Source organism: Paenibacillus barcinonensis, assembly GCF_003217495.1.
GTDB lineage: Bacteria > Bacillota > Bacilli > Paenibacillales > Paenibacillaceae > Paenibacillus > Paenibacillus barcinonensis.
In genome coordinates this window covers 70,688-87,395 of the sequence record NZ_QJSW01000008.1, presented here as the reverse complement: position 1 = coordinate 87,395, position 16,708 = coordinate 70,688, and the positions used below count along the sequence as shown (strand labels likewise).

The following is a 16,708-nucleotide window of genomic DNA, read 5'->3' as shown; positions in this document are numbered from 1 at the left end:
GAGTGGTGATATGCAGCAGGAGATCCATCTGGACAAAAGGCAGATCAATGAGAAGGAACAGCTACTGCTGGATGACAAACAGGGCAACATCTGGGACATCAGCGACATTGCTGGCGAGATTACCTATAAAACCTCACGAATAGGCAAGCCGTCTTCTCTGGAATTCACGTTGATCAAGGGCAGCTTGTTTCAGAATAGGAAGTTTAGCTATGAAAATGGATATGTGGTGAGGTACACCCGTGGGAATCAGGGGATTTTCTACGGATATATCTTCTCGGTGGACAGCGGCAAGGACGAAAATGTGAAGATTAAAGCCTATGACCAGACACGTTATCTCACCGCAAATCAGACGTACCAGTTCGTTAATGCAACGGCAGCGGATGTCATCAAGCGGATTGCAACGGACTTCCAGTTGAAAATGGGAGATTTGAAGCAACCAAGTTATGTCATTCCGCGTATGCTTTTTGATAATAAAAAGCTGATTGACATGATCTGTGAGGCTCTGGATCGGACGCTGATTTATGGCGGCAAAAACTATATCTTTTACGATGATTTCGGCAAGCTTGCCCTTCGGGATGTCGAAGAGATGCCCTATGGATTTGTCATCGGGGATCATAGTCTGCTTTCGGATTATAGTTATACACGGTCGATAGACGACCAGACGTATAACAAGATCAAGCTGTACCGGGATAACAAGGAAACGGGCAAACGGGATACGTTTGTGCATCAGGATTCAGGCAGCATCCGTCGATGGGGGCTGCTTTTTTTGTACCAAAAAGCGGACGATGGTCTGAATAAAGGTCAGATTGATGACATGCTGAAAACGCTGATGACCTTACGCAACCGGGAGACGCAAACGTTAAAAGTCGATGCCCTTGGCGATTTCAAGGTGAGAGCCGGAAGTTTCGTCAACATTCAGATCGAGGAATTGAAGATCAATCAATATTTTCTGGTGGACGAGTGTACGCACAAGGTACAGGGAGGTGTGCACACGATGGCACTGGATTTGAAGGTGGTGTAACCAGTTATGATGCTTGATGTGATTAAAAAGGCGGCGGTAGCCGCCGTAGATGCCAAATCTCCCGTGCAGATTATGTACGGAAGCGTGACGGATACACAGCCTTTGGAGATTACTGTGGAACAGCGGCTTGCGTTGAGCGACCCTTTTCTTGTGCTCACGGAATCCGTAGCTCAAAGAAATTGGATGCTGGGTGACACGGCTTTGTTGCTGCGTGTGCAGGGCGGGGACAGTTATATTGTACTGGATCGGCTGGTGAAGCCATGATTCCACAAGGGGCTCAGATTGGTGGAGAAGAACAGGAGGAGGTTTCCGTGCTTCCAAGCTTGACCTATGTGCTTCAAGCATCTGGACAACGGATCGGCAGACTTCAGTTGGATGGCAAAGAGGCCGTTAAACAGGCGGTGTACAAAGCTTTATGCACACGTCGTTATGAGCATTTGATCTATTCGTCCGATTATGGCATGGAATGGTCATGGGAAGGCATTGCAGGCAGAGCCATGGTGGAATCGGAACTGGAACGATGGATTCAGGAAGCTTTGCTGCCAGATGATCGAATTTCGGAGGTTTCCGAGTTTGATTTTGTGCATGAGTCGGATGGCGTCAAGGTTTCTTTTACCGTGGCAACTGATTTCGGCAATTTCAGGCAAGAGACGGAGGTGAACGTGAATGTATGAACAGGAGACATTTGAGGTCATTTTGAACCGAATGCTGGACAAAGTGCCCGATGGCGTGGATAAACGGGAGGGGAGTATCATCTATGATGCGCTCGCGCCAGCAGCGGTGGAGATGGCTCAGATGTATATTGAGCTGGATGTCAACGCCAATCTTAAATTTGCGGATACTGCCTCGGGTGAGTATCTGGATCGAGCGGTAGCGTGGTCAGGCATTACTCGCAAAGCGCCAACCAAGGCGCGTTGGTCTGCCAGCTTTCAGGATCAGGATGGCAAACCTGTGGAGATTCCATTGGCGAGCCGTTTTTCGACAGGAGAACGAGTGTATCAAGCGGTGGAGCGGATCACCGCAGGGCAATTTTTGCTCGAAAGTGAGATTGCTGGTGCAGAAGGTAACGAGTATACCGGGACCCTGTTACCCATTGATTACATTGCAGGTTTGACCACCGCCGGATTAACTAAATTGCTTGTTCCAGGGGAGGACGAGGAAACAGATCAAGCCCTGTATGATCGTTATCAGGACAAAGTTTCTCGCCCGATCACAAGTGCCAACAAGTATCAGTATGAGCTGTGGGCGCGGGAGAATTCGGGAGTTGGCAAAGCGAAGGCCTTTCCGCTGTGGAATGGGCCGGGCACGGTGAAGGTGTCTTTACTGAACAATGAGATGCACGCTCCTGCAGAGGGAGTGATTGAGGCTGTCCAGCAATATATCGATCCTACGCAGGATGGCATGGGCAAAGGAGCAGCCCCTATCGGTCCAGTTGTTACCGTCGTGGGGGCAGAAGAAGTGCCTATTGATATTGAAGTACAGGTCACGCTTGCTTCAGGATCAACTTACGAAGGCGTGAAATCCTTAATCGAGACTGGGGTAACGGCGTATCTGAAAGAGCTGGCTTTTGCTGATCCATTAGTACGCTGGACACGGATTGCTAATGTCATTCTGGATATCCCGCCTGTGATAGACTACAGCAATTTGCTGGTGAATGGCGGCATGTCCAATCTGGAAATTGCACCGGGTGCTGTCGCTGTGCTCGGGACGGTGAGGGTGACATGAGTAAATCAGATGCACTGATGAATCTATTGCCCCCGCTCTACGAAAATGTGCTGGAGATGCAGTTGCTGACACAGACCGAAGGTGCTGAATTAGACCAGCTTGCGGCTGGTGTGGAAGATGTATTACAGCAGTTTTACCCGGAATCCGCAACATGGGCATTGGATCGATATGAACAGGATTTACAGATTCAGACCAACCGTGCCAAACCGAACGATCAACGCAGGTCAGTCATCATCTCCAAAATGCGTGGCAGCGGCAAAGTCTCAGGCTCCATGCTCAAGAATGTTGCTCAGGCTTACGAAAGTGGGGGCATTGATGTATCCGTTGATTCGAGTAAGTATCGCATATTAATTCGATTTATCGACACATGGGGCTTGCCACCCAATCTGAATGATCTGAAAGCTGCGATTGAAGATATTAAACCGGCACACATGACTGTCGAGTACCGTCTACGCTATTTGACGATTGCCGAGATCGAGAGCATGACCCTGAGTGAGATTGAACAAATTCGGCAGGATAAATTTGCAGGAGGTGGAGCTTAATGAGTGAACCAAAAACACCCAATCTGGGGTTGAATAAAATTGATCGTTCTTCGCCATCGACAACCTATTTTGATCTGGATAAGTATCTGGATCAGAACTGGGAGAAGATTGATGGATTTACGGAGCAGGTGGAGGAAAAGGTTGAAGAAACGGCAACGAAGGTAAGTGGTATTCAGGAACGTTTGGATGTGGAGAAGAGAAAATCAGTAACGCTGGAGCCCGGGCTACAGATTATTCATGCGGAACGCGCTTCTGCCTTTAAGTTTGAAGGAATGAGGGGGCGTACGCTTGTAAACTTGTTGGGTCGTGATGGTGGTTTTGAGAGTATGAATGGTTGGTTTACAACAGCAGGCGTGTCGTCCGAATTGGATTGGTCACTGAGAACACAAGGTAATCAAAGTGTTAAAATTTCTTTAAAAGAAGGCAGCACCGGGGGCAGTTTATACAAATTATTAGGGCAAACTCTATCAACGAGTAAAAACTATATTGCACTTGCAGATTTGAAAAAGGGCACTTCGACGAGTATTTCCCTTTCTTTATGGAATGGCACATCAAACGTTTCGGGGACAGTTGTTACAACTGATCAGTTCTCAGCAGCAGTCTTATTGATCCCTGCTGGGAGTCTAGGGACAACGACGAACAATTTGCAGATTTCGCTTGTGGGAAGTGCAGCTGGACAATTTGGTCATGCGGATGCAGTGAGGGTATATGAGATTACATCAGAAGAATTAAAGGTTCTTTCTAATATGTCTGCTGAAAAAGTTGCAACAAAATATCCGTATGTTGATAGTGTTCAACCTGTGCATAATCCATATGTAATTCGTTATGGTGAGAACCTGTTGCCGCCGTTTTATGAATGGGAGCACACTGGACATATTTTTGGGGAGACCTCTCCGTATACCGCAAAAGGTGAGCTGATATCCGCTTCAATGGGGACAGATGCATATGCTGTAACTTATTTAAATATTTTACCCAATCAAAACTATACAATAAGTAATCCATCCAAGAGTACAGGTAAAATACGAGTAAGCGTATATGATTCATATGCAAGACTTCAAGGTATGTTTATTAATCCTGGAGAAACTAAAACAATCAAGACATACACAACTGCAGTAAGGATGGGTGTCAATTGTAGTGGAGTTACCCAATATACTGATGATTTTGATGTGAGTAAGTGGATCTGGTCTGCTGGGAACAATGCAACATTTGTACAGCCGATCATGACTTTAGGTGAAACAATTACATCGCATAAAGTACGAGAAGATGCAATTCTTGCTTTGCAATCAAGTCTATACGCTGATCCGGTAACTAATGAAAATGCTGATGAAGTATTTGAGAAAAATGGCCAGCTCTACAAAATCTCAATGTGGTCTAAAGTAAGTTTGGATAATAATCTAACTTACCGTTCAGTAGCCTCATCACCAGGTTACAAGATAGTGGGATGTACTCTTTCTCAGCCCGTTGCGGCTTATAACAGATTAATTGTTACGAAGTACAATGGGCATATACTTACTAGAAATCCTAATATGACAGGGGCTGATAATGCCTATTTCCGTATCGCCGATTTGTCAGATTTTAATATATCCATCTCAAACGCAGATAGTGGATGGGGAGACTCTTATACACCATCAATAGACGAAATCAAAGCTTATTTCATGGGGTGGGTAATGTTCAATGGATCCGCAGGTACGGGTTCGGGTAACAGCCCAGATGTTCCATCTAATAATGTATATAACGGTCTAGGTACAAAATGGTGGGTGTGTCGTTCAGACGGTAGGTCAAATAATTGGGTCAGTTCAACTAATTTGCTACCTACCCAGCCAGCCAAAAACTACACCTCGTATCAACTCGTATACCAAGTTTCCAAACCAATTATAGAGCCAATTCAAACAGAGGGATACCTCACATTTTTTGAGGGGGATAATCAGATTGAAGTAGGGTCAGGCTTGGAATTTAGGGAAGATGTTAGACCAGTGTTTACATCGAATGATTACAACTCGTACAACATTAATAATTATAATCAATCTTCTAAATTGAAGAACAAAGTAAAAAAAATAATGTCCATCTATAAAAACGATATTCAGGATTATTGGGACGTGCTTCGATTTAGTCCTGAGTCAGAAATTTATGGGAGAGAACTAGCCTCTTTACCAGCTTTGCAATTTGATTCATCAGCGCGATACTCAGTCACATATCAGAGTTTAGGTGATTTCTTTTCAGTGCCAATGACTGGATCAGTTGGAGTAAGCGAAAAAACAGTAATAGATCAATTAATAAATGATTCTTCTGGTATTTCTAAAAAGTTATCAGTGTTAGAAGGTAAAAGTAACGACAAAGAATTAAAGAATTTTGTAGAGAAGAATTATCTTAGTAAGTCAACAAGTATCATTCAAAATGATGATTTAAATAATTTCGTAAAAGAAGGTGAGTTCTATTGTCAACTTAGTAGTGTTGCTGAGACAATAAAAAATTGCCCTGTAGGAATAGCCTTCAGTCTGAAAGTAAGTAAAAATGGAACTCAGGATACAGGGAACATACCAGGAGTGACACAAACTCTAATCACTTTTCTTCCGGTAGGATTTACTACTTGGCAACGGAATCTTTACGATACATGGGGAGCGTGGGTTAAGGTTCCTTCTAGAGAGGAATTTGAGAGTTTAAAGTCCTCTGTCAGTGATGGGAAGACGGCTATCGCTGCCGCTATTACTGGCAAAGGTGTAACAGCATCAGGCAGCGATACATTTCTACAATTATCAAATAGCATTGCTAAGATAAGAATTGGTGTTAATTATAATAAGATGTCATATTATAAATCGCAGAAAGGAACTGTTCAGGGGACAGATGGTTTTTTCACTACTGATAATATTTTTACATTTCCATCAAGAACTGAAAGGATTACTTACATTACTAAACAAAAAAAGAGTTCTATAGCTTCTCTCTCTCATTCTTCTGATACTTTATTACAGGTGATAGTAGCTCTAAGAAATGTTGGTTCTAATGCAAATCCATATTCTTCAGGAAATACTGAACTGTATTCATATAATGGTTATCAAGGCAGTGGGCTAAGGTTTTTTGATATTGATTTTGTGAATCGCGAGATAACTATTCAATACGACGATGATTATCAATATATTTCAACTAATAAGATGGAAAAAAACTTAAATAATGATTCCCCTATAATTATGTACGTTGCTTTTTATTTTAGGAATGCTGCGGGTGGTTCCTATTATGTAGATCGCAGCATGTCGGTTTCATTAAATGGGCATCTTTATTATAGTTAAAGAAAAGAGTTTTTTTAGTTATATTACATCTAACTAAGATTCAAATGCTGCATGCAAAATTTTCATTAGCCATGATCTTAGCTCTAATTGGACAAATTCAATTGCTTATTATAAAACTTATCGTGATAAAAACAATCCAATTTTCAACTCTAAAAGATTGAAAAATTAGGAATGAATTGTGCAGGAGGAAAATGTTAATTCGCCGATTCATTAAAATAGGCAGGTCACCCATGTGAGCTCAGTGCAATCTTAACAGAAAAAATCAACTACTCTCGCAGAGACAAACATTCAAAATAACAAAAGGAGGTGAAACCATGGAAAGATGGGACAACCTATGGAGATGGGGGATTGCGCTGATGAGCAGCTCGGCAAACTACTTCTTTGGAGGCTGGTCAGGGGTGCTCGGCGTATTGCTAGTCTTCGTCATTCTTGACTACCTAACCGGGATTGCGGCGGCGGGCATGACGGGTAAGCTTGAAAGTAATGTTGGCATGTTTGGCATCGCACGAAAGGTATTTATATTTGCAATGGTATCGGTGGCTCATCTGGTGGACGGTGTTCTGGGAGACGGACATTTGTTCAGGGATGCGGTCGCCTTTTTTTATATCGCGAATGAGCTGTTGTCTATCATTGAAAACGGGGGCAAGCTGGGCGCTCCGATTCCACCAGTCATTCGGCAGGCGATTCAAGTACTCAAAGGAAAGGCGGGAGAGGATACATTATCTACGCCATTGCCACATCCCCCTCCATCGCAGGCTGATAACATAAGTGGAAGTGATCGCCCATCAGAAAATGAACAGTCCAACGAAAAATCCACAGATCAAGAGAATTCCGATGTTAAGAATGAAGAACAAACAAGAGATAGAATTGCTAAGTAGCGCAACAATGAGAAAAGCACCCGTTCTGGGTGCTTTTTTGACTTTCAATCATCACTTATGTTTATGCTTTTTATCTTGTAAGCCGTGTATCTCTGTCGTCTGATATCATTCATGAACTAAGGGACACGCACACAAGCACTCCCTAACCCGTCCGCATTTACTATATACAAACGGCAATTGGCCGCATAAAGGGTGTGAGAACTTTGCAAAACAGAACCCCGGGCAACACGCAGGGCATTGACGTTTCCCGGTACCAGGGCAATATCGACTGGGCCAAGGTGAAGGCAAGTGGTATAACGTTTGTGTTTATCAAGGCTACCGAAGGGCGAACCTATGTCGATCCGAATTTCGAGAAAAATGTAACAGGTGCGCTGGCGGCGGGCATGATGGTGGGAACCTATCATTTCTTCCGCGGAACAACTGTCGAGATCGCAAAGGCAGAAGCGGCGCATTATGCCAATACGCTGAACAAGGTCGGGGGAGCCAAGGCGATGCAGCTGCCGCCCGTGATGGATTACGAGAATAACCCCGGCAATCTGAGCAAAGCACAGATGAATACGGTGGCGAAAGCCTTTTTAACAGAACTGCAGCGACTTACAGGTGTTAAACCGATCATATACACAGGTAACTCCTTTGCCGGGAATTTTGATGCTTCCTTGGGCACCTACGATCTGTGGATTGCACGTTACAGTAACTCACGTGTGCCCGATGATCAGCCAGCGTGGAAGCGATGGACGTTCTGGCAGTATACGGATTCAGGGAAGGTAAACGGCATAACCGGTAACGTGGATATGAATGAATTTGAGGGGACGGCAGCACAGCTCAGGGCCAGATATGCAGCGGCTACACCGAACCCGACCAATCCAACGAACCCCACCGAGCCATCCAACCCAACCAATCCTGGCAATCCATCGAACCCAACGAACCCATCCAATCCGAATCCACCGAAAGGGGGCGAACCGATGACAGCTGAAGAGAAGGCCGCGTTTGATGCGCTTAAAGCACAGGTTGATCGTTTACAGGCACGTCAGCAGATGGAAGTTCCGGTTTGGGCAAAAGCCGCAGTCGATGCGGCACTGGCCTACGACACCAAAAATCCGCTGTTTAGCATCGATAACGGAGCAAGCTACGATTTTTATCGTTTTATAACCGTCATGCATCGTAGAGGATTGTTTAAAAAATAAATCGAATCAGCACATCGTGGTGTAAGCATATTTATTCCAAACTTATATAGAACAGAACTGAAATGTGGGGAAGCAAATGCAAGGAGCGCAGGCGATTATTGTCGAGCTGTGTTCCTTTTTTGTACATAATGTCAGTAAAAATAACGTGTCTTACAAAGTTGAAGACATAAGACTCTAAATCTCTTGTTTAATTCGTAAATGTAATGTAAAGTAAATTACACCAAAATGTTTTTCACCACGATTTTAACGATAAACCTCCCTCATCATGACAAAACCATAACATTCGAAGTTATTGTAGTGTCGTCAATCTGTTCTGTTTTTCTACTCGTATTTCTATGAATCAGACACCCATGAAAATCACTCTGTGTACATAAACAGCCCATTTCAATGAATTGTACTTCAGCGAAAGAAAACCGGTTACATGTCGTGGATCATCTATTGTCCACCTGTACGTGTGTCTTTGGTTTTTTAAAGGAGCACCTATGGATAGGATAAGGTCATAGATCAGCCATTAATTGACCTTAGTTTGAATAGGGCAACACTCAATACCTCTAATCCGTCACGATTGGAAGGGGGTTATATGTGAGTCTGAATTCAATAACGATCTGGGCTGCAATTTTTCAAAACTCTAAATCGGGTATCAAAGGCATATAAAGCCTTTAATATATAAGTCGAGCTATGTATTTACACGCGTGAACGGAGGGGACAGAAAAAACCTGAAAAAGCGGAGCGTTCGCCTTTATCACCGGATTTTCCCCTTTGGAAAAGGGGATCAAAAAAATCTGGGGATAACAGCGATTGGAAGGTTATTCTGTCATCGGAGTGGTGTGTGTAAAATCCTAACTTCAACTTATATAGATACAAGTAACCGAGGCACTCAAATTCTACGAAGATATTACCTCATGATTGGCTACAAGTTGAACTGCTCATTTACACAAAGCATCACCATCACAACATCATTGCTCACACTGCCAGAGTTGCCGTTTTTTGACGCAAGCTTCACACACATTATGAGACAGGGAAGGGTGTTGTACGTATGCGAATGAGAAAAAAATGGATGTCCGGTTTACTGACGTTGGCACTGAGCACGGTACTTGTATTGTCTGGCTGCTCCAGCAGCAAGGATGGCGGTGAGGGTACGCCGGCACCAGCGGAAGGCAATAATCCTCCTACGGAAGCAGCCGCTCAGGATACGATGATTATGGGACGTGGTGGAGACTCGGTTGCGCTTGACCCGGCTATTGTTACCGATGGGGAATCGCTCAAAATCGGGCATCAGGTGTTTGATTCACTTCTCGATTACAAGCAGGGTGGAACCGAGGTCGTGCCAGGATTGGCAGAGAGCTGGGAGATTTCGGCGGACGGACTGAAGTATGTGTTCAAGCTGAAATCCGGGGTCAAGTTCCATGATGGTACGGACTTTAATGCAGATGCGGTTGTGTTCAATTTTAATCGCTGGAGTGATTCGGCAAGTGAATATAAATTCGAAGGCGATTCCTTCGATTATTACGATTCGATGTTTGGGCCAGAGGGCAGTCGTGTGATCAAGGAAGTGAAGGCGCTGGATGAGACAACGGTTGAGTTTACCCTGAACCAGCCGCAAGCCCCTTTCCTGCAAAATATTGCGATGACCTCATTCGGGATTGCCAGTCCAACCGCAATTCAGGAGAAAAAGGAGAACTTCAAGAGCGAGCCTGTAGGCACCGGTCCATTTGTATTCAAAGAGTGGAAGCGGAATGACTCTATCACGCTGGAGAAAAATGCAAATTACTGGAGGGAAGGACTGCCGAAGCTGAACAAGGTGATCGTGCGCTCTATTCCGGATAACACCGCTCGTTTTAACGCATTGCAAAATGGCGAGATTGATGTGATGGAGGATCTGAACCCGGATGATCTGTCTATTCTGGAGAGCAACAGCGAGCTGCAGAAGATTGAGCGTCCACCGTTCAACGTGGCGTATCTCGGGTTTAATTTTAAGAAAAAACCGTTTGATAACGTCAAAGTCAGACAAGCACTGAACCATGCTGTGAACAAACAGGCTCTGATCGACGCCTTCTTTGCGGGACAGGCGAAGCCAGCGGTCAACCCGATGCCTCCAACGTTATGGGGCTACAATGATACGATTGAAGATTATACCTATGATCTGGAAAAGGCAAAAGCTTTACTGGCCGAAGCGGGCTACCCTGACGGATTGCCTGATCCGGTGACATTTTATGCGATGCCTGTATCCCGTCCATACATGCCGGATGGCAAAAAGGTAGCGGAGGCCATTCAGGCGGATTTTGAGAAAATTGGTGTAAAAACAAACATTGAATCCCCCGAGTGGGCAACCTATCTGGACGATTCCAAAGCCGGGGAGAAAGACGATATTTACATGCTCGGTTGGACGGGAGACAACGGTGACCCGGATAACTTCCTCTACACCCTGCTGGACAAGGACGCTATTCCGGGCAACAACCGCAGCTACTATGTGAATGAGGAACTGCACGGTTTGTTGACGAAAGCGCAGCAGGAGACGGATCAGGACAAGCGTGCTGAACTGTACAAACAGGCTCAGGTAATCATCAAGGAGGACGCGCCGTGGATTCCGCTTGTGCATACCACGCCGATTTTGGCTGGAAAAGCGAATCTGAAAGGATTTGTGACGTCTCCGCTGGGAACGGAATCGTATGCGGGAGCTTATTTTGAGTGAAACGAAACCAAACCAAATTAAAATCAAACAAAGCTAAGGCACAAATGACAGTGTAACCAGGGCAAATGCACTGGTGGACATGCAATGCTTGTTAGATGATTCTGCATCCTGGAAGTGACGCTCCAAAGCATGTGTGTTTGCCAGTGCTTTTTCTTATCTCGCTTATATGAATCATACGCATGATACGTTTAGGGCAGGTGATCTGGAGTTGAACAGCTATATTGTCAAACGTGTGCTGGTACTGCTGCCCGTTCTGCTGGGCATGACGCTAATCGTTTTTTCGATCATTCATGCGATACCTGGTGATCCGGCCGAGACGATTCTGGGGCAAAAAGCAACCGAACAGTCCAAGCAGGCCCTCCGGGACCAACTCGGACTTGATAAACCCTGGTTCCAGCAATACTTCGCTTATCTGGGCGACTTGCTGAAAGGGGATCTGGGCACTTCCATTCGCACCAAGGTGCCTATTGCCCAGGAAATTGGCCCTTATCTGACTGCAACGCTTGAACTCACGATGGCGAGTATGCTGTTTGCCATTATTATTGGGGTGAATGCTGGCATTATCAGTGCCTGGAAGCATAACTCCTGGTTTGATTATTGCTGTATGGTCATCGCTCTTGTCGGGGTATCCATGCCCATTTTCTGGCTGGGTCTCATGGAGCAGTGGCTGTTTGCGAACAAGCTGCAGTGGCTCCCGTCGATCGGACGCATGAATGCGCGTGATCCGGTGGATGCGATTACAGGTTTGTATGTGCTGGACACCGTGCTTGCGGGACGCTGGGATCAGCTGTGGACGGTGACCAAACATCTGATTTTGCCAAGTGTGGCACTGGGCACGATTCCGATGGCTGTTATTGCGCGGATGACCCGTTCCAGCATGCTGGAAGTGATGAGCTCGGATTATATTCGTACCGCCAAGGCGAAAGGCTTGGGGCCGTTTTTTGTCGTATACGGACATGCACTCAAAAATGCATTTATTCCCGTGCTGACCGTCATCGGTATACAGACCGGGTCGCTGCTGGGCGGTGCGGTGCTGACAGAAACGATCTTTGCCTGGCCGGGTGTTGGACGTTATATATATGAAGCAATCAGTTCGCGGGACTATCCCGTGATTCAGAGCGGAATTCTGATTGTGGCTTTCTTTTTCGTGGTCATCAACCTGATTGTAGATCTGCTGTATGCGGTGTTTGATCCGAGGATCAGTTATAAGTAAGGAGTCGAATTTGCGGGAAGAAGCTCATGTGCAGGCAGACCGCTTGAAGTAAGAAAACGGTACAATACGTAGTTCAACTTATATAAGTTCAGCAAAGGAGAACCTGTATGGCCAAATTGTCGACCAATACTGGACAAACTGTTGACGCAGTACGCACGATCAGGTCAGGCCCCTGGCGTGAGGCATGGAGGACTTTTCGGCGGAATCGACTTGCTTTGGCGGGTTTGCTTATTATTGCTTTTTTCATCATTGTGGCCTTTCTTGCACCGTATATCGCACCATATGACTACAAAGAGCAGGTGCTGAAGGACCGACTTCAGGCCCCTTCGGCAGCGCACTGGTTTGGAACGGATGATCTGGGACGAGATGTGTTCTCCCGTGTGCTGCATGGGGCACGAATATCGCTGTGGGTCGGTTTTTTCTCGGTCATTGGTTCCATCATCGCGGGAGCGCTGCTGGGGCTGGTTGCCGGGTTTTATGGTAAATGGGCGGATATGCTGATCTCCCGTCTGTTTGATATTTTGCTGGCATTTCCAGCCATTCTGCTGGCGATTGCGATTGTGGCTATTCTGGGGCCCTCACTCCAGAATGCGCTACTCGCGATTGCCATTGTGAACATTCCAACCTATGGACGGCTGGTGCGGTCACGGGTGCTCAGTTTGCGTCAGGAGGAATTTATTACCTCGGCACGCACGCTGGGAGCGGGTAATGCACGTATTTTGTTCCGGCATATATTACCGAACAGTCTTACACCGCTTATTGTGCAGGGCACGTTAGGCATTGGCACGGCGATCATTGAGGCTGCTGCACTCGGGTTTCTTGGCATGGGAGCACAGCCGCCAGACCCGGAATGGGGCAAAATGCTGTCCGATTCCCGTCAGTTTATTCAAAAGGCTCCGTGGACCCTTGTTTTCCCTGGTCTTTCGATTATGCTGACCGTGCTGGGATTCAACCTGATGGGCGATGGTCTGCGTGACACCCTTGATCCCAAGATGGCGAAGAAGTAAGTCGTGCACTGGAGCTTTAACAGTCAGCGTCTCTGGCGATCGTTAGCGAAAGTCTCCGTTTCATTGTCAGGTCTTCTGCGTCAGGTCTGGTGGATGATCTCGGCGCTAGAAGATAGAAGTATTGCTACGGATTCAGGCATAGTGCTAGAAGCTAGACAGCAAGGCTTGGAACATTGGGACCAGCCCTCGAAGCTATGCAGTAGCTCTTGAATCTAGGCAGCAGCGCATGAAGCTCTGCTGACAGCATTTGAAGCTCTATACCATTATCGCAGTTTTGCTGTTAGATCAGTAAAGCAAGTTGTTTTGCAGCCGTGTACCAGCATTGCTGCTAATGCCACTCGGTTTTACACGAACACGCTGGCTGCTCTTTCGATTATCTAGTTTTGCCATGCCGTCCCGGACTTCGCTCCGTGGCGGTTTTTGTGCTACTGAGGCAAGTGCGTTACACTGGGATATAGGATGGAGTTCGATCCACCAATGTCATGGACGGTGAAGCCCTCTTATAGGGAGGGAAGCCGGGATGAAGGCGATCAGACGGTAGTTTTCCGTCCAGTGGCACCAGTAAAATCTTAATCATTTTGTTAAAATAACCTCAATCGTATTGACACCCAATTTTCCCATATGTTATATAAAAAGAAGGGTTTAGCACTCTGGTCATTCGAGTGCTAACAGGATAAGCAAATACACCATTACATATGGAATGATATTGTTGGGAAGGCGAACGTGCTGTGCATGTCGTTATTGTCAACCTGGTCATTCGATACCCAATTCTGAAAGGAGCACTTCATTCATGGCGATTAAAAAAGAGTTTCAAGCGGAATCCAAACGTTTGCTGGATATGATGATCAACTCCATTTATACCCAAAAGGAAATTTTCCTCAGAGAGCTGATCTCCAATTCCAGTGATGCGATTGACAAAATCTATTACAGAGCACTGACCGACGATACACTCGTATTCAACAAAGAGGATTACTTCATTAAACTCACGATTGACAAGGAAAACCGCACGCTCACTCTTACTGACACCGGGATTGGTATGACACAGGAAGAGCTTGAGAACAACCTGGGTGTGATCGCGAAGAGTGGTTCCCTGGCATTTAAAAAAGAAAACGAAGCCAAAGACGGCCACAACATCATCGGTCAATTCGGCGTTGGTTTCTACTCTGCGTTTATGGTAGCGGACAAGCTGACTGTAACCAGTAAAACGCTGGGCAGCGACGAAGCATGGAGATGGGAATCTGAAGGTGCCGACGGGTATACAATTACACCTGCTGAGAAAGACAGCGTAGGTACAGAGATTGTTTTGACCATCAAAGCAAACACCGAAGAGGACTCCTATGACGAGTTTTTGGAAGAGTACCGCCTGAGATCCATCATCAAGAAATACTCCGATTTTATTCGTTACCCGATCAAAATGGATGTGACCAATCATCGTCCGAAGGAAGGTACGGAGAACGAGTTCGAGGATTACAAGGAAGAGCAAACCGTCAACAGCATGGTGCCAATCTGGCGTAAAAATAAAAGCGAGCTGACCGAAGAGGACTATACTAATTTCTATATGGAGAAACGGTACGGTTTTGACAAGCCGCTCAAACACCTGCACATTAGCGCGGACGGTGCGGTGGTATACAATGCAATTCTGTTCATCCCGGAGAACACGCCGTTTGACTATTACACCAAAGAGTATGAAAAAGGTCTGGAGTTATACTCCAATGGCGTATTGATCATGGATAAGTGCGGCGACCTTCTGCCGGATTACTTCGGTTTTGTGAAGGGCATGGTGGATTCCGAGGACCTGTCCCTGAACATCTCCCGCGAGATGCTGCAGCATGACCGTCAGCTTAGCCTGATTGCCAAAAACATCAAGAACAAAATCAAAGGCCAGCTGCAAAGTCTGCTCAAAGACGAGCGTGAGAACTATGAGAAGTTCTATCAAGCGTTTGGTCGTCAGCTGAAATACGGCGTATACAGCGATTATGGCGCAAACAAGGATACACTGCAGGATCTGCTGCTATTCACGTCCTCCAAGGAAAACAAGCTGGTGAGCCTGGATGAGTATGTTTCCAGAATGCCGGAGGATCAGAAGTACATCTATTATGCTGCGGGTGAGTCCATCAGCCGAATCGAGAAGCTTCCACAGATCGAGGGCGTATTGGAAAAAGGATACGAAGTCCTCTACTTTACGGACGATATTGACGAGTTCGCGATCAAAATGATCACGAACTATAAGGAGAAAGAGTTCAAATCTATCTCCAGCGGAGATTTGGGTATTGAAGATAGTGCCGAGAAGGAAGAGAACGAGGCACAGGATAATGACAACAAGGCATTGTTCGAAGCGATGCAGGAGCAATTGGCAGGTAAAGTCAAAGCGGTGAAGGCATCCAAACGTCTTCGCAGCCATCCGGTATGTTTGTCCACAGAGGGTGAGCTGACGATCGAGATGGAGAAGGTGCTCAAAGCGATGCCGAACAGCGGCGATGTACAGGCGGATAAAGTGCTGGAGATCAACGTGAACCATGATGTGTTCAAATCGTTGAAGGATGCTTTTGCACAGGATAAAGAGAAATTGAGCTTGTACACCAGCTTGCTGTACCATCAAGCGCTACTGATTGAGGGCCTGCCGATTCAGGACCCGGTTGAGTTCACAAACGATATCTGCAAAGTGATGGTGTAAGAAGTTAAACCCGACAGGATGTTAGTTGCCTGCCGGGTTTTCTTGCTTTTTAAATGTCAAAGCTGGCTTAGCTTTGGCTTCCAGCTTTATTTTTAATTCACATTGCGCTAACGATCCCCAGAAACGCTATTTGGCACGTTTTAGCCGATTCTTTATTCTAACGATCCGTAGAGACGTTATTTCTCTTCATAGCTCTATTTTTCTGGAGTTTTTGCGGGTTTGATGCGAAATAGAGTTTGTGGGGATCGCTAGAATCATCAACGTGTTATAAATGGCTAAATAAGCTCTCTCAGGATCGTTAGCGCTGGACAGCTGCTGGATTAGTTGCTTTCTCATATTTTGCCGCGACTTGCGAATGATCGGATTTCTTCTGCTTCTGCTCGCACACATCGTTTCTTCTACGAAACAGCGCAGTGTTCTTAATTCCATGCACAGACCATAGTCTTGCAGGGTATAATAGTTAAAGAGAGGGCTGTACATCACCAGTTGAT

The 16,708-nt window shown here is 45.8% G+C and carries 11 protein-coding genes and 1 pseudogene; all 12 read left to right on the top strand.

What is annotated here, in order from left to right; translation table 11 throughout:
• The first annotated feature begins 10 nt into the window (after window positions 1-10).
• The 12 genes and pseudogenes from DFQ00_RS14270 (at window position 11) to htpG (ending at window position 16,217) form a co-directional block, all read left to right on the top strand.
• A complete protein-coding gene (locus tag DFQ00_RS14270; protein ID WP_110897153.1) occupies window positions 11-1,021 on the top strand; it encodes an XkdQ/YqbQ family protein in 1,011 nt (336 codons plus the stop codon).
• 6 nt (window positions 1,022-1,027) lie between these two features.
• Window positions 1,028-1,285 carry a DUF2577 family protein gene (locus DFQ00_RS14265; protein WP_174812246.1) on the top strand — a complete coding sequence of 86 codons (258 nt, stop codon included), beginning with the start codon at window positions 1,028-1,030 and terminating at the stop codon, window positions 1,283-1,285.
• Window positions 1,282-1,695 (top strand): DUF2634 domain-containing protein, encoded by a 414-nt coding sequence (locus DFQ00_RS14260; protein WP_110897152.1) that lies wholly within the window; start codon window positions 1,282-1,284, stop codon window positions 1,693-1,695. Before DFQ00_RS14265 ends, DFQ00_RS14260 begins: the two co-directional genes overlap by 4 nt.
• Window positions 1,688-2,746, top strand: coding sequence for a baseplate J/gp47 family protein (locus DFQ00_RS14255; protein ID WP_110897151.1), 1,059 nt, complete (start codon window positions 1,688-1,690; stop codon window positions 2,744-2,746). The genes DFQ00_RS14260 and DFQ00_RS14255 overlap by 8 nt, the downstream gene beginning before the upstream one ends.
• Window positions 2,743-3,288 carry a putative phage tail protein gene (locus DFQ00_RS14250; RefSeq protein ID WP_110897150.1) on the top strand — a complete coding sequence of 182 codons (546 nt, stop codon included), beginning with the start codon at window positions 2,743-2,745 and terminating at the stop codon, window positions 3,286-3,288. The genes DFQ00_RS14255 and DFQ00_RS14250 overlap by 4 nt, the downstream gene beginning before the upstream one ends.
• On the top strand, window positions 3,288-6,569 hold the full coding sequence (locus DFQ00_RS14245; RefSeq protein WP_110897149.1) for a pyocin knob domain-containing protein: 3,282 nt from the start codon (window positions 3,288-3,290) through the stop codon (window positions 6,567-6,569). The genes DFQ00_RS14250 and DFQ00_RS14245 overlap by 1 nt, the downstream gene beginning before the upstream one ends.
• Window positions 6,570-6,883: 314 nt before the next feature.
• Window positions 6,884-7,279 (top strand): annotated as a pseudogene (locus DFQ00_RS14240) (phage holin family protein); the annotation flags it as partial.
• A gap of 371 nt (window positions 7,280-7,650) precedes the next feature.
• Window positions 7,651-8,631: a glycoside hydrolase family 25 protein gene (locus DFQ00_RS14235; protein ID WP_110897148.1), complete on the top strand. Its 981-nt coding sequence runs from the start codon at window positions 7,651-7,653 to the stop codon at window positions 8,629-8,631.
• Between the two features lie 1,042 nt (window positions 8,632-9,673).
• Complete coding sequence (locus tag DFQ00_RS14230; protein ID WP_110897296.1) at window positions 9,674-11,323, top strand: ABC transporter substrate-binding protein; 1,650 nt, start codon at window positions 9,674-9,676, stop codon at window positions 11,321-11,323.
• Window positions 11,324-11,531: 208 nt separating this feature from the next.
• On the top strand, window positions 11,532-12,536 hold the full coding sequence (locus DFQ00_RS14225) for an ABC transporter permease (RefSeq protein ID WP_110897295.1): 1,005 nt from the start codon (window positions 11,532-11,534) through the stop codon (window positions 12,534-12,536).
• A 107-nt stretch (window positions 12,537-12,643) separates the two neighbouring features.
• A complete protein-coding gene (gene nikC, locus DFQ00_RS14220) occupies window positions 12,644-13,543 on the top strand; it encodes a nickel transporter permease (RefSeq protein ID WP_110897147.1) in 900 nt (299 codons plus the stop codon).
• Between the two features lie 790 nt (window positions 13,544-14,333).
• On the top strand, window positions 14,334-16,217 hold the full coding sequence (gene htpG / locus DFQ00_RS14215; protein WP_110897146.1) for a molecular chaperone HtpG: 1,884 nt from the start codon (window positions 14,334-14,336) through the stop codon (window positions 16,215-16,217).
• Window positions 16,218-16,708 lie beyond the last annotated feature (491 nt).